Source organism: Sphingobacteriales bacterium (assembly GCA_016711285.1).
Classification (GTDB): Bacteria; Bacteroidota; Bacteroidia; order Chitinophagales; family UBA2359; genus JADJTG01.
Map to the genome: position 1 here is coordinate 243,044 of JADJTG010000014.1, position 15,742 is coordinate 258,785.

11 protein-coding genes and 1 pseudogene are annotated in these 15,742 nt (G+C 37.6%); 7 read left to right on the forward strand and 5 right to left on the reverse strand.

Annotated elements, in window-relative coordinates; translation table 11 throughout:
* Positions 1-107: 107 nt before the first annotated feature.
* The 3 genes and pseudogenes from IPL35_13790 to IPL35_13800 form a co-directional block, all read right to left on the reverse strand.
* Complete coding sequence (locus IPL35_13790; protein MBK8444411.1) at positions 108-1,142, reverse strand: macro domain-containing protein; 1,035 nt, start codon at positions 1,140-1,142, stop codon at positions 108-110.
* Complete coding sequence (locus tag IPL35_13795) at positions 1,139-1,768, reverse strand: DUF4433 domain-containing protein (protein MBK8444412.1); 630 nt, start codon at positions 1,766-1,768, stop codon at positions 1,139-1,141. The genes IPL35_13790 and IPL35_13795 overlap by 4 nt, the downstream gene beginning before the upstream one ends.
* A gap of 298 nt (positions 1,769-2,066) precedes the next feature.
* Positions 2,067-2,418: pseudogene (locus IPL35_13800) on the reverse strand (helix-turn-helix transcriptional regulator).
* A gap of 99 nt (positions 2,419-2,517) precedes the next feature.
* Between IPL35_13800 and IPL35_13805 the strand changes: the two are divergent.
* The 5 genes from IPL35_13805 (at position 2,518) to IPL35_13825 (ending at position 10,206) form a co-directional block, all read left to right on the forward strand.
* Positions 2,518-2,874, forward strand: coding sequence for a DoxX family protein (locus IPL35_13805; GenBank protein ID MBK8444413.1), 357 nt, complete (start codon positions 2,518-2,520; stop codon positions 2,872-2,874).
* 19 nt (positions 2,875-2,893) lie between these two features.
* Positions 2,894-3,973 carry an alkene reductase gene (locus IPL35_13810; GenBank protein ID MBK8444414.1) on the forward strand — a complete coding sequence of 360 codons (1,080 nt, stop codon included), beginning with the start codon at positions 2,894-2,896 and terminating at the stop codon, positions 3,971-3,973.
* Positions 3,974-4,455: 482 nt separating this feature from the next.
* A complete protein-coding gene (locus IPL35_13815) occupies positions 4,456-5,658 on the forward strand; it encodes an efflux RND transporter periplasmic adaptor subunit (protein ID MBK8444415.1) in 1,203 nt (400 codons plus the stop codon).
* Entirely contained in the window at positions 5,658-8,783 is a 3,126-nt protein-coding gene (locus IPL35_13820; protein ID MBK8444416.1) for an efflux RND transporter permease subunit, read from the forward strand. Before IPL35_13815 ends, IPL35_13820 begins: the two co-directional genes overlap by 1 nt.
* Positions 8,784-8,799: 16 nt before the next feature.
* Positions 8,800-10,206: an efflux transporter outer membrane subunit gene (locus tag IPL35_13825; GenBank protein ID MBK8444417.1), complete on the forward strand. Its 1,407-nt coding sequence runs from the start codon at positions 8,800-8,802 to the stop codon at positions 10,204-10,206.
* A gap of 509 nt (positions 10,207-10,715) precedes the next feature.
* Here the strand turns inward: IPL35_13825 and IPL35_13830 are convergent.
* Positions 10,716-12,128: an OmpA family protein gene (locus IPL35_13830; protein ID MBK8444418.1), complete on the reverse strand. Its 1,413-nt coding sequence runs from the start codon at positions 12,126-12,128 to the stop codon at positions 10,716-10,718.
* A 118-nt stretch (positions 12,129-12,246) separates the two neighbouring features.
* Positions 12,247-12,702, reverse strand: coding sequence for a hypothetical protein (locus tag IPL35_13835; GenBank protein MBK8444419.1), 456 nt, complete (start codon positions 12,700-12,702; stop codon positions 12,247-12,249).
* Positions 12,703-13,127: 425 nt separating this feature from the next.
* Between IPL35_13835 and IPL35_13840 the strand changes: the two genes are divergently transcribed.
* Together IPL35_13840 and IPL35_13845 are read left to right on the forward strand one after the other, a co-directional pair.
* Positions 13,128-14,294, forward strand: a complete 1,167-nt coding sequence (locus tag IPL35_13840; protein ID MBK8444420.1) for a tetratricopeptide repeat protein — start codon at positions 13,128-13,130, stop codon at positions 14,292-14,294.
* Positions 14,295-14,394: 100 nt separating this feature from the next.
* Positions 14,395-15,651, forward strand: a complete 1,257-nt coding sequence (locus tag IPL35_13845) for an imidazolonepropionase (protein ID MBK8444421.1) — start codon at positions 14,395-14,397, stop codon at positions 15,649-15,651.
* Positions 15,652-15,742 lie beyond the last annotated feature (91 nt).

Consider the following 15,742-nt stretch of genomic DNA (forward strand, 5'->3'; position numbering starts at 1 on the left):
TGTGCCTGCCCCAGCACCATAATACGCCCGTGATATTGCGTAGTAAGTTGATACGAACACTTCTGCCCGCCTTGCCACAAATGCAATGTTGGCGGTTCGGGCTTTTTTTAGTTTAGATGTGAATTTAAGTTGTTCAGTGCTATTTGAATATATTTTGGGTTGGTAAATAATGTTTTCTTTCTATCACTCCAACTTTCTAATTCTTTGATAATCTTTTCCTCTGTATCGGCTTTCTTTTCCGAAACAATATAATCTACTGTTGAAATCAATTCTAATGCAAAAGATGAATAAAATCCTGCCAAAAACAATTTAGTTTTTTTCACAATATTTTTGTATTTTTCATTTTCAGGTTTATCTAAAAACTGGTTTACATCACTTTCAGCATCAGGAATTAACTCCAAGTCTTCAAAAGGTTTTTTATCCTTTGAACTGTACCCCTTTATATAAGTTCCATTCAAATAATACAAAACGTGTTTTACTTTGCCTGAATAGGGTCCGTAAAAATTTGGTTGAAACTCTAACCTAAAAGCATCTTTCGCCCCAAAACGTTGGAGAAAATAAGCGATTTTTTCTGAGGCAAACTCTGATACAAACTCACCATTACGAACCAAATCATACAATACAGAGAGTAGCATTGCTCTTGCTGGTGTTAATTTCACTCTTTCTTTTTTTATGACTTCTTGTATCATAGCATTTGGTTCATAGATATAGATATCGCAATCAATATCTGCCAAATATTTTTCCAAAATCTGCTTGACTTTGTTCCAATTTAAACCTCCATTTCCTGCACCAAGTGGTGGAATGGCTATTGATTTTATGTTTTTTTCTTTGATAATGTTTACAAGTGCCTTTAATCCCACTTCAATATATTGATATTCAGAAGGCAATCGCCAATTAGTTTTTGTAGGGAAATTGATAATAATTTTCTTTCCTAATAATAGTGATTTTTCTTCTGTTACTAATAACTGCCCAATTGTTAGTTCTTTATTTTTACAAGCATCGGCATATTGTTTGAAGTTGTTGGGAAACATATTTTTAAACTGTAAGGCAATGCCTTTTCCCATTACACCGACTGTATTTACGGTATTTACCAAAGCATCAGCTTCGCTTTCTAATAGGTTGCCTATTTTGTAATGTATCATAATTTAAAATAATATTCGGGTTTAGCAACTACTTTGGATTCATCTGCTCCAAAGTCAATTATCCGTTTTTTTGCAATTTCATTGTAAGTGACATAACCTAGAAGCCCATCACATACAATATCTCCTAAAACCAAAAACTCTGCCTCTTTTCTACGTTTTATATCAAGGTCATTTTCGTCTTTCCAATATTTCGCATTGATAGCATTTTTGTCTATTAGACTATCAATATTTTGAATATCCCCCTTTGTGTACTGAGAAGTAAAACCATCAATAGCGTGACCGTCTGTAAAAACAAAATCCAATTTCAAATCTATCATTTTTTGAACAGAACTAACACAATAAACAATGTCTTCTGCGGGAGTTGGCGTAACCATATTAAAACCTTTTTGAATAACAAAGAGCATTGGCGTTCTATACCCAAAATAAAAGGGAATGTAATCTCCTAACAACTTGCCATTGTTCAATAAAAAACTATTACGCGTAGCAATCAAACTATTATCCCCAATAGCAACAAAATTAGGATTTGCATTTGCCGAAGCTGAATGTGTGATACCATTTTGAAGAATATGCGGAATATTCTCAATATGAGTCATTCTAAACAAGCGTGTTTTACTTAAATCTGGCATTGCACAAATATTCTCAATGTTTGGTTTGTTCTTATTTTGCTATTGTTAGTTTATTCTTAGCCTGACCGCCGACAGGCGAATATAAGCAACTCACAAGCATATTTACAACTGATTTTGTTTTTTCTCTCAAATTTATTTTCTTATTAATAGGTGGGGAGTGCTGCACTTTGGTTGAACACTCCAAACCGTCATCAGTTGTTTTTTGCAAAACTGCTGTCGGCGTTCTTATTATTCTCGTAGGTGTTATTATCCGTTTTTATCAAGCGGTTGTTTTTTTAGAGACACAGAAAATTACTCTTTACTTTTTAATAACTTTTTTACGGTGAGCCATTCCCCATTTGTGCATTGCTAATACAACTTGAAAGCGTTTCACTATATTCTGTCAAAGCATATTCAACGGTAACAGGTTTAGTATTGCAGACTGTTCTACTGACAAGTCCATTCACTTCCAATTCTTGTAATTCCTTGGATAAAATTCGAGGGCTTATATTGACTTCTTTTGAGAGTTCGTTGAATTTCCTTTTACCATTTCGTAAGACAGAAATTAAGACCAACTTCCATTTTCCCCCTACAATATCAAGCGTATCTTGAATTGCCATTCTTGCCATTTTACAAGAATCGTCATTATGATTTTTACTTTTATTGCTCATTGCTATTCTTTTTGTAACTACTATTCTTTATGTAATAAATAGCAAATATATAGTAACTTATTTATCTTTGCAAAAGGATTTTTAAATTTATAAAAAAAGATGAATAGTAAAACAAAGAATATTATCATTTGGATACTAACAGGTTTAGTATCATTTATTTTTATCGGAAGCGGTATTTTTAAACTGATGGGCGGAAACGCAGAAATGGCTAACGGTGTTGGTGGTATTTCAAACTTGATTAGTCTTGGAATATTAGAACTGATAATCACAGCATTATTTTTATTCCCAAGAACAGGTGTGGTTGGTGCGTTGTTAATGATAGCATATATGGGCGGTGCAATGGCTGTATTATTTGTTTCACACCAACCCTTTGTTTTCATTATTGTAATTCAGGCTCTGATTTGGATTACAAGTGCATTACGTTTTCCAGAATTGAAAAGTAGATTAATTGATTAATTACAAAAAAACAAATAAAATGGAATTATTAAAATCAATACAATTAGGTAATAAAACCTTAAAAAACAAAATGGTAATGGCTGCTATGACAAGAAGCAGAGCAAATATAAATGGTGTAGTAGGTAAATCAACAATTACTTATTATGAACAAAGAGCCAGTGCAGGTCTTATTCTTACAGAAGCCATAAATATTTCTGAACAAGCAATCGGCAGTCCATTGACACCAGGGCTTTATACACAAGACCAAATAAACGCTTGGAAAAAAGTAACAGAAGCCGTTCATAAAAAAGGAGGGCTAATATATGCACAACTTTGGCATACCGGTCGTGTAGGGCATTCGATAGATAGAAAAGGAATTTTGCCAGTAGCACCATCGGCGATTGCCATAAGTGGTATGCAACACTTTACTTCACAAGGACCAAAAGAATATGAAACTCCAAAGGCATTAACCACATCAGAAATCAAACAAATTGTAAAAGACTACGGACAAGCAGCTAAAAATGCAATTGAAGCAGGTTTTGATGGGGTGGAATTACATGGAGCTAATGGCTATTTACCCCACCAATTTTTAGCAGAAAGCGCAAATCAAAGAACTGACGAATACGGAGGAAGCGTAGAAAATCGCAGTCGTTTTATTTTGGAAGTGATGCAAGAATTGATTAATACTATTGGTGGCGACAAAGTTGGTATTAAGATTTCTCCTTTGCAGCCGTATGCAGGAATTATTTCAGATAACCCAATTGAAACATTTACCTATTTAATACAAGAGCTTAATAAAATGGATTTTGCATTTGTTGAGCTTATGAAACGTAGTCCAATGTTTCCATTGTTAGCTCATTATCCAAAAGACGATGAAATTGAATTATTTGGGAAATTATCAAAGAATAAACTTATTGCAAATACAGCTTACAATAAAGAAACAGCAGAAGTAGAATTACAAAAAGGCATAGCTAAACTAATTTCGTTTGGTGTATCGTTTTTGGCTAATCCAGATTTGCCAAAGCGTTTTGAATTTAATGCACCTTTAAACCAACCCGATAGAGCGACAATGTTTGGTGGTGGCGAAAAAGGGTATATTGATTATCCATTTTTAAGCTAACCGACACAAAATAAAATACTACCACTGACGTCGGTTTTGCGTAATGGGGGCTTACGTGCTTAATTGAACGTTAGCCCTTTTTATTTATATTTGTGGCAGGCTGAAAAATTGTTAAACCGTAATCAGGCAAAGGCAATCCTGTTTTAGACGAGAATAATAGAAGTATTTTGTCTGTAGAAGACTTGGCAGTAGTAATTGCTGATGAGGTAGAAAATCAAAATTATCATCAAGAAAGATTTACAGCAGCTTATTGATTTTAATCTGAGTTATTACCAGAAACAAATTGTAACCAAGTGTGAAGCACCCTTAAAAGAGTACGGCTTAACAGTAGCAAAAAACAACTACATAATTCTTAATTATAAGGATTTATTATTCGAAAGGGTATAATTATAATTAAACTGACAACAAATGGTTTGTAATATTTTACCTTTGCAATTGCTTATTTATTAACTTTTGTATGCTGATTTTCTAATTAATTTTCTATGACAATATTAAATAAAAGGATTTTATCAATCCCATACTTCCTGCTTCTCATACTTATCTTAAATGCTTGTGGTAAAAAAGGAGAACAGCAAAAACCGCCGAAGTCTATTCCTGCTGTAGAAGTCACTCAAAAAACGATAACCACCTATCAAAATTTCCCAACAACGATAGAAGGAACTAATAACAATGATGTCCGTGCTAAAATAAACGGCTACATTTTGGAAGTATTAGTTGATGAAGGTCAGCAGGTTCATCAAGGACAAGCACTTTTCAGATTAGAAACAAATGTACTTGCTCCCAATGCATCTGCTGCTAAGTCTGGCATTACTGCTGCAAGTGCTAATATAGAAGCCTCTAAAGCCAATGTAAATGCTGCCCGTATAGAAGTTGATAAGCTACAACCCTTAGTAGATAAAGGTATTATCTCCAATGTGCAATTGGAAACAGCTAAAGCGAACCTTCTCAGAGCAAATGGTCAGTTGAGTCAAGCAAATGCCGCTTATGAACAAGCGCAAGCTAATTATAAAAGTGCTGCAGCCAGTGTAGATTATTCTATTATTAAAGCACCCATTAGCGGTATATTGGGTAAAATAAATTTCAGGAAAGGGGCTTTAGTTGGTCCGTCTGACCCTATGCCAATCACTAAAATTTCAGACACCAGAGAATTGTATGCTTATTTTTCTATGAACGAAGCGGAGTATTTAGATTTTTTGGGAAATATAGATGGTACAAGTGTCAGCGATAAAATACGAAATCTTCCAATGGTAGAATTGCTTTTAGCTAATGAAAGTATTTATTCCGAAAAAGGGAAAATAACAACAGTTACAGGACAGATAGATCCGACAACAGGTAGCATTCAGTTCAGGGTTTCATTCCCCAATCCAAGTGGTATTTTAACGAATGGAAATACTGGAGAAATACGAATACCCAAGCAATTCAATAATGCAATGATAGTGCCTGAGTCAGCACTTTATGAGCAACAAGGAAATATGTTTTTATATAAAATAGTCAGTGATTCTGTAGTGGCTACAAAGGTAAATGTCACTGCAAGAACTAATAATATGGGTATTATCAATGATGGCGTAAAAGTAGGTGATAAAATAGCAGCACAAGGAGTAGGGACACTAAAAACGGGCATGAAAGTAAAAGCGCAATTAACCACCACAGACAGTATTATTAATCATCTAAAGCCCAAACTCTAATGATTAAACAATTTATCGAAAGACCGGTACTTTCTTCTGTAATATCTATTCTAATAGTGATATTGGGTATTTTGGGCTTAAATAATTTGCCAATTACGCAATATCCCGATATTGCTCCGCCTACTGTTCGTGTCTCTGCAAATTATTCGGGTGCTAATGCGATGACTGTTCTTCAAAGTGTCATCATCCCTATCGAAGAACAAATTAATGGTGTAGAGGGAATGGAATATATTACATCATCTGCCAATAATAATGGTTCAGCGAGTATAGAAGTTTTCTTTAAGCAAGGTGTAGATGCTGATATTGCTGCTGTGAATGTGCAAAATAGAGTAGCTCGAGCCACTCCTTTATTACCTGTAGAAGTTACCAGAAGTGGAGTAGTTACTCAAAAGCAACAGACCAGTGCCTTGATGTATATGTCTTTTTACACGACAAATAAAGATTATGATGAAGTCTTTTTACAAAACTATATAGATATTAATGTAGTACCGGAGATTAAAAGAATCAATGGTGTAGGCGATGCCAGTCTTTTTGGAGGGAAAACCTATGCCATGCGCATTTGGTTAAAACCAGAAAAATTAGCCAATTATGGATTGGAACCAAGTGATGTCATCAATGCAATCAATGCACAAAGTAAAGAAGCTGCTGCCGGCCAAATTGGAAGTAATGTGGGTAGCTCTTTCGAATATATCATAAGGTATAAAGGTAAATACACAACAGAAGAAGAATATGGTAATATCGTCATTCGCTCCTTAAATAGTGGACAATTATTACGATTGAAAGATGTGGCTGATGTGAAGTTAGATGCTTTATCCTATGCAGGAGTCGGGGAAAATTTAGGTCATCCGGCATTAAGTATGGGGATATTTCAGACTCCGGGTTCCAATGCCAGAGAAATTAATAATAACATTAAAGACTTTTTGAAAAATCTTGATTTGCCGGAAGGAATCAATTATACCATCAACTTTGATACCAATGAATTCTTAGAAGCCTCCATTTCGAAAGTAATAATAACCTTAATAGAAGCATTTCTCTTAGTCTTCTTAGTGGTATTCATTTTCTTGCAAGATTTCCGTTCTACTTTGATTCCGGCTATTGCGGTTCCGGTTTCTATTATTGGTACATTTTTCTTTTTAAACCTATTCGGTTTTTCACTGAACTTATTAACGCTATTTGCATTAGTACTGGCGATAGGAATAGTAGTAGATGATGCCATTGTAGTAGTGGAAGCGGTTCATGCCAAATTAGAACATAGTAAACAAGACAGCCGCCAAGCTACAACCAGTGCCATGCACGAAATCTCCGGAGCGATTATTTCCATAACTTTAGTAATGGCAGCGGTGTTTATTCCGGTGACTTTTATTGCTGGTCCGACGGGTGTTTTTTATAAGCAGTTTGGTATTACGCTGATAGTGGCGATTGTTATTTCTGCAGTCAATGCATTGACTTTAAGCCCGATGTTGAGTGCTTTATTTTTAAGAAATCATAAAACCGATAGTGATTATGAAAAGAAGAATTTATTGCAAAAATTCTTCTACAAATTCAACACAGCTTTTGGAACCATCACAGAAAAGTATGGTGCAATATTTACTACCTTAGTGAATAGAAAATGGATTGTTATAGGATTGTTTGTCATTTCATTAGCGGCTATATTTTTTATTAATAAATCTATGCCTTCCGGTTTCGTACCCAATGAAGATAGAGGAATAATATTTGTAAATGTGGAATTGCCCGCAGGTGCATCAATGGAAAGAACCTATGGCGTATTAAAAGAATTAGAAGCAAAATCCTCTAAAATAAAAGGCGTAAAAGCAATGACTATTGCCACTGGTAGAAGTTTCTTTTCCGGAAATGGTAGCAATAATGGTTTAGCATTTTTGCGACTTGACCCATTTGATGACCGTAAAGGCGACAACAATCAAAGTGTAGAAAATATTACCAAACAACTATTTGGAGTAGCAGGATCGATAGCAGATGCTAGGATTGTATTCTTTAGTCCACCGAGTGTTCCCGGATTTGGTAGTAATGCAGGATTTGAATTTGTTTTGTTAGATAAAGCCGGCAATGAAATAGATAAAATCAATGAAACTGCTCAATCTTTTATGGGTGCGCTTATGCAAAGACCTGAAATAGAATTTGCACAGACTTCTTTCAACACCAATTTTCCACAATATGAAATGGTAATAGATGTACCTAGAGCAGAAGGTGCCGGAGTGTCCGTTTCTACAGTATTATCAGTTATGCAAGGATACATTGGTGGCGTTTATGCTGCTGATTTTTCTAAATATGGAAAGCAATATCGTGTGATGGTACAAGCATTACCAGATGCTAGAAAAGACCCACAGAGTTTGAATGAATTGTATATAAGAACGCGTACCGGACAAATGACACCAATTACACAATTTGTAACATTAAAGAAAGTATATGGGCCTCAATCCGTGAATCGATATAACTTATTTACTTCCGTAAAAATTACAGGAGCAAATGCTGAAGGTTTCAGTACAGGTAATGCTATTGCTGCCATTCAAGAAGTTGCCAGTAGTAATTTGCCGAGTGATTTCTCTATTGATTATACAGGATTGACAAGGGAAGAAATAAATGCAGGATCACAAACGCTTTTGATATTTATGTTAAGTGTATTGTTTGTGTATTTTATTTTAGCCGCACAGTACGAAAGTTATATGTTGCCATTGTCAGTGATTTTATCATTACCATTCGGTGTGATGGGGGCATTTTTGGGTCAGTGGTTAGCCGGATTAGAAAATAATATTTACTTTCAAATTGCCTTGGTGATGCTCGTAGGACTCTTAGCCAAGAATGCCATCTTGATAGTAGAATTTGCGGTACAAAGAAGGCGGCATGGTGAGCCTATTATTACAGCCGCTATCAATGCAGCTAAAGCCAGATTGCGTCCTATCTTAATGACTTCTTTTGCATTTATTTTTGGTATGCTTCCTTTGGTATTCGCCTCTGGTATAGGAGCGGCAGGCAATAGAAGTATCGGTACAGGTGCTGCTGTTGGCTTATTGGTAGGAACTATTTTAGGATTGATAGTAATTCCAGTGTTGTTTGTATTATTCCAATGGTTACAAGAAAAAATAAAACCTGTACATTTTGATCAATAAAAAAGTAGAATGACGAATGAATAAAAAAATATCAATATTACTTTTTGTATTGTTTTCGGTTGTATTGCAATCGTGCTTTGTCAGTAAAAAATATACACGAGATGAAGCACAATTAGTACAGCCGGATATGTTTAGAGTGGAACTGTATCAGCAGGATTCTGGAACTATTGCTGATATTGGTTGGAGTGATTTCTTTAATGATGCTTTTTTAAAAAAATATATAGAAGTAGCACTTAGTGAGAATTTAGATTTAAAAATAGCTGTAGAAAGAATTAAGACAAGTCAAGCCTATTATCAACAAGCCAAATCACAATTTTTCCCATCGGTTACTGTAGCACCGGAAGTTTCGTATAGTTCACAGTCACTAAATACACAGTTTGGACAGTTATTCGGAGAAAGAAGGCATCTTGTACAATATAACATCCCATTTTCATTAGGCTGGGAAGCAGATGTATGGGGAAAAATTAGCAGTGCCAAAAGAGCCTCACAAGCTACCTTATTAAGCAGTTTTGCAAGTACTCAAGCACAGCAATCTTTATTGGTGAGTAATGTAGCAAAATTGTATTATCAATTATTAGTGCTGGACGAACAGTATAAAATCACGGAATCTACAATTACTACCCGAACCAAGTCTTTAGAAATAAGCAAAGCATTGAAAGAAGCTGGCATATTAACGGAAGTTGCTGTAAAACAAAGTGAAGCACTTTTATTGAATGCCAAAAGTCTATTAATTACAATAAACAACCAAAGGACTATTAGCGAAAATGCTTTGTCCATTCTACTAAATCAAAGTCCACATAAATTAGAAAGGGCAAGTTTAGACCAGCAATCGTTTGATAATAAATTGCTGTATGGCGTGCCTTATGATTTATTAAAAAACAGACCAGATATAAGAGCCGCAGAATATGATTTGATTAATGCTTTTGAACTCACCAACGTAGCCGAAGCAAATTTTTATCCTTCACTCAGAATTACTGCCAATACGGGTTTGCAGAGCATTGATATTGATAGGATACTTAGTGTGAAATCGTTTTTTATTAATACCATAGCTTCTCTTACACAACCCATTTGGAATAGGCGGCAATTGAGAACACAAAAAGAAGTTGCATTAGCCAATAAGCAAATTGCTTATATTCAGTATCGTAAATCTATTTTAAATGCAGCTAATGATGTGTCCAATGCTTTAGCATTATATCAAACGCAAACGGAAATAATGTCACTTAAGCAGCAGGAGTATAATGCCTATCGGTTGGCTACAGAATATTCACAGGAATTGGTAAATTATGGGCTGGCGAACTATCTGGAAGTTCTCCGCTCACAGGAGAATGAGCTTAATGCGCAGTTGAGTTATTTGAATGCACAGTTTGGGCAATTAAATGCTGTTGTAGATTTGTATCGAGCTTTGGGCGGCGGAGCAAATTGAGGTAGTGTTTTTTAATCAACTGTTGGTGATTTAGCATTATATTATATCTGATGATAAAAACCTGATAACAAGGTCATTGAATTTATCGCTATTATCCTATACAATAGCTATTGCACAAAAATACATCAACGGTTGCAATAAAACCATTACCGTTTAAGTTTATCTTGAAAAGAAGATGAGTTATTAGTCAGATAATTCTGATTTATAAAATCCTGTTTGATTGGGTCGGTTTCAGTGCCCCTTAACGCAATTAAAAAAACTAGCGTAGTTGTGAGTCTTTGTTGTCCATCAACAACTACTGATTTATTTGCAAATCCCGCCTTTTCTTCTTTGATTGCGTATATAATTTAATAAAATACAAATATACGCAATACTCCAAAATATTTACAAGTTTTCTGTATCAGATTTATTGGGGTGGCAAAGGGAAACAAATAGCCCTGTAAAGTTTCCCGAAAAAACCTTACAGGGCTATAAAAATCTGTCAAAAAGGTGTTTGTTGTTGGGTGTCGTTAATTACATCGCACCATCAGTTCTACCCGCCTGTTGATTTCGCGCATGGCGGCAGTGCCTTCGCTGATGATGGGCTTGGTGCCACCAAACGACAGGGTAGTAATACGACCTTTTTTGATGCCTTTCGTTACCAAATATTTTTTAACGGCTTCTACACGCTGTTCCGACAACTGCATCAAAAAGTCGGTGTTGTCGCTGAGGTTGTTGGTGTGTCCGTACAATTCCAAATTTTCGTCAGGGTGTTGGTCTAAGTATTCATATACAATATCCAGCGTTTCTTCGGAGGCTGCCGGATTGAGGAAGTCGGTGGAGTTGGGACGAAAAATGAGTTTAGACAACTCCAAAGTATCATTGCAGCGAATATCACTAATAGAAATAAGCGATTTTTTGCGCTGAATAGATTTTTCTTCTTCTATTTCTGTCGCTGCCGCCACCACCGGCTCTTCCCAGCTGCGTACTTTCATCTGATACAATCCCTGCTGTGGCGATGCTATCCACACCACCGAATCGTTTTGCCACACGATAGAATGTACGGCTTGCATCGGAAAAGCAGGAACATTTTTTTGTGAAATCATTTTGCAGCTGCCCGTAGCCGGATTGTATTGCAATACGCCCGCGCCGCTGCCTATCCACAAATTACCGACATTATCAAAGTCAATCTCATACAGGCGTGTGTTTTCGCCCTGCAAACAAGATACATCGTGTTTTTTCCAGTCTTCCAAATCATCTGATGAAAGCAGCAGCGTGCCGCCGCTGTAATCTTTTCCTAATACCCAAAAAGTATTGCCGCGCTTTTTTATATCGTAGGCTTCGGCGATGTTGGCGTATTCTTTCCATTTACTGTTCTTGTAGTTTTTTCCGCTTCTGAACAAGCCGTTGCCGCGTGCCGCAAATTCCAACTGCGTACCTTCGGCGTATAGGGCGTGTATAGGTCCTACATAAAAAGTTTCTATCGGCACATTGCTCTGGTTGCTAAAATTATACCCCGCAATTTTGCCCTGCGAAGAACCCGCCCATACCTGCTCTTCATCTACCGACAAGCTGACAATACTCTGCGGGTCGGATTCAAAAACACTCATGGTTTGGTAGGTTTGGGTACTAAAATTGCTGATTTTTATCACCTCACCTTTTTGCGTACCTATCCATTTGTGGTTGTAGCGGTCTATTTCTATCACATTGGCGTTGAATTTGGCGGCATCGGTGGAGTCCACAAAATAAAGTGGTTTTGCGCCTTCGGTGAGGCAGGCAACTCCTTTATCGGTGGCAACCCACAAGCGGCGACCGCTTTCTAAGGCAATGTCGCTCACACGTTTGCCGGGTAAATTTTTAGCTGCTTCAAACACTACCTTTTGCGCCGAAAGCGAAAACGAAATAACACAAAAGAAGATAAGCAATGAAAGGGGTTTTTGCATTGACTGAAAAAATATTTTTAATGTAAGTTTAAAAAAAAAGCGACTCATACCGCATCAGTATAAGCAACAATGGATAATAAAATATGAATAACGCTGCCGGACAAAAAATATTTAGCCTTTAATTACCAACGGGATTATTCGGGTTTTTTGCGTTGTATTCGCGGATACGGGCATCTCTTTTTTCTTTCAAATCAGCCTCCCATTTGTCCCAAGCGGCAATTTGTTCGGCGGTGAGGATTTTTTTGGCGGCAGTTGTTCTTTCATTCGAAAGAGCCAAACCGCGTGTTCTTTTTTCATCGGAGGCGAGGTCGCTTTGGCGCAATGCGTCCATTTGGGTTTCAAAGGTTTCGCCAATTTTTGCTACCTCTGTTATTTGAGTTTCGCTGAGGTTTACCATAGCGTGCAGTTGCTGGGCATAGCGTTCGGCGCGTTCTTGTGCGCTGAGAACACCGACACCTTTGTGTGCCGCCGCACCTGTAGCACGCACCGGCTGCGTATTGTTTTGCGCCTGTATAGTGCTGATGCTTATCAAAGTCATTACTGCTGCAAAGAGCCAAATCAAACAATTTTTCATGTTATAATTTTTTAAAAAATATTTAAGGATAGACAAAATTAATTGTTTTGTGTTTAATCATAATAAAAAATTACTTCAAGGTTTTGAAATATGTACCTTTGCGCTGTTTTTTTGACAAAAACTTAGAAAATTATTTATAATTACTCTTTTATCGGATATTTGAATACGAATATTTATTTCCTTTTTGATTTATCTTTACAATAAAAATAAATTATAAAAATATTTACTGCAAATTAATGTTTTGTAATAATATATATATGTTAAATAATTTTATTTGTAATAAAAAAAGTAAAATCGGTAGTTGAATTATTATCCCTTTTTTAAACTATATTTTCTTGATTTTATATCTTTATTTTATGCGTTTTTTTTTAAAAGTTTTTTTGGTGGCAGGTATATTGTTGATAACGGCACTTTCTTGTTCAAAAGTGAACAAAGCAGATGAATTTGCCAAAGAATTGGAAAATTTGATGAATAACAAAGATGCCTCCACCATTGACAGCTATGTAGCCCTTGATGCTTTGTATCATAAAGTAACAGACGGTTTATCGGCTCCTGCTTATTATCAAGATGGTTTTCGTCAGGATTTGGAGCAGGAGTTCAGCTTGGGCAAAGTGATTACCGGAGCCAACAACGGCGGCAAATACAAATTTATCCGTATGATGAACGACACCACTGCGATGTATCGTTTGCTGTCGGATGAAGGCGTAAATTATTTTGAACTCAATTTTAAGCCCGCCGGCGAAAAGGATTTTCAAATTACGGATTTTTACGGCTATGTGAGCAGCGAAACCTTCAGCAGCAATTTGCGCCGTTTGTACATTATCAATTTAGCCAATGAAGATTCTACTTTTACACACCCCATCATTGAGGCTTTTCCAAAATTAGAGTATATCGCCGGCTTGCACGCCGCCAAAAAATTAGATGCCGCCCTGCGTGCCATCGACTCGCTGCCGCCGAGTGTGCAAAATGATAAAATTATTTTGGCGATGCGTCTGAATTTGGCACAGATGGTATCAGATTCGGCACTTGATGCAGCCGTTGAAGTGTATAAAAAAAGCTATCCGAACGACCACGCTTTGCAGTTGAAGCTCATAGAAATCTATTTTATGAAAGAACAACCCGAAAAAGCAATGACCGCCATTGAAGCCCTGAAAACCGCCATTCCCGAAGACCCGTATTTAGATGTGTTAAAAGCGCAGGTATTATCGCAACTGAAAAAATACGATGAAGCTGACAAAACCATACAAGCCGCTATTGCAAAGGAAGATGATATAGAAGAGGCTTATTGGACACAATCACAAATACAAATGGAAAGCGGGCAATATGATAAGGCAACTGCTGTTTTTGGCGAAATTTTGGAGCGTTTCGGTAATAATCCTGCCGACTTGCTCGAAAATACCGGTGACACCCTCTTTTCGGCGTTTCGCGCTTCGCCCGCCTATCAGCAGTGGTTAGAACAGCACCCCGCCGATCAGTCGGCTTTGGGGGGGCAGTCCGACAGCTTAGAACGCCTGATGCAGGAATACGAGGCACTGATGGCGGATTCTTCGGCACATAAACACGAAGAAGTACACGACAACCACAAACATTAATAGAAAAAAATACAAAAACGGGCAGGTTCTGCAACAAGAACCTGCCCGTTTTTATTTATCCACTTTACCAAAAAATACTGTAGCAATATTTTTATTTGATATGTCATCTTCTGTTTTTATTAAAAATATCGCCCGTCTGCTGCAAGTAGAGCAAAACCCTCCTTTTGAAATGGCACGGCGCGGCACTGAAATGAAACAACTCCCCTCCATTGACCACGCTTTTTTGCTCATTGAAAACGGCAACATCGCTGATTTTGGCAGTATGGAACAATACCCCACAGTGCCGAGTTATTACACAGTAATAGATGCAAAAGGCGGATATGTGCTGCCCACTTGGTGCGACTCGCACACGCATATTGTGTTTGCTGCCACGCGCGAGGAGGAATTTGTGTATAAAATACAGGGTATGAGCTACGAAGATATTGCGGCAAAGGGTGGCGGTATCCTCAATTCGGCACGCAAGCTGCAAGCGATGAGCGAAGACGAACTTTTTGAACAGGCTCTGCACCGCTTGCGCCGCCTCATTGCTCTGGGTACGGGAGCTATTGAAATAAAAAGCGGTTACGGACTCAGCACCGATGCCGAACTGAAAATGTTGCGTGTGATTCGCCGCCTCAAAGCCGCTGTACCGATTCCGGTGAAAGCCACTTTTTTGGGCGCACACGCTTTTCCGCAAGCCTATCGCCATAACCGAAACGGCTATATTCGTCTGATTATAGAAGAAATGCTGCCTCAGATTGCCGCCGAACAACTCGCCGATTATTGTGATGTTTTTTGCGACAAAGGATTTTTTACACCCGAAGAAAGCAACGAAATTTTGCAAGCCGCTCGCCGATATGGTCTTAAAGCTAAAGTCCATGCCAACGAACTCGGCATTACAGGCGGTGTACAAGTAGCCGTAGAAAACGCCGCCATTTCTGCCGACCATTTGGAATGTATGGACGAAGCTGCCATCGCTGCCCTTGCCAACAGCGATACTTTTGCTACTTTGCTGCCCGCCTGTGCTTTCTTTTTGGGACTGAGCTATGCTCCCGCCCGCCAGTTGATGGAAGCCAATGTACCGATCGCCATTGCGAGTGATTTCAATCCGGGAACTTCACCTACGGGAAATATGAATTTTGTGGTGTCGCTGGCTTGTATTAAAATGAAGATGCTGCCCGAAGAAGCCATTAATGCAGCTACGCTCAACGGTGCGGCGGCGATGGAGCTACAACACGAGTGCGGCACGATAGCACGCGGCAAACGCGGTAATGTAATCATCACGAAGCCCATACCAGCATTGGCATATTTGCCTTATAATTTCGGCGATACCTCCATTGCCCGTGTGCTGATAAATGGCAGCGAATGGTTGGGGTAAATGATAAAAAATGCAATATTAAAAACAATAAAATATATAATTTTGTATATTTGTTGAAAATTGAAGTCTGATAGCTTTATTTTTTTTCATT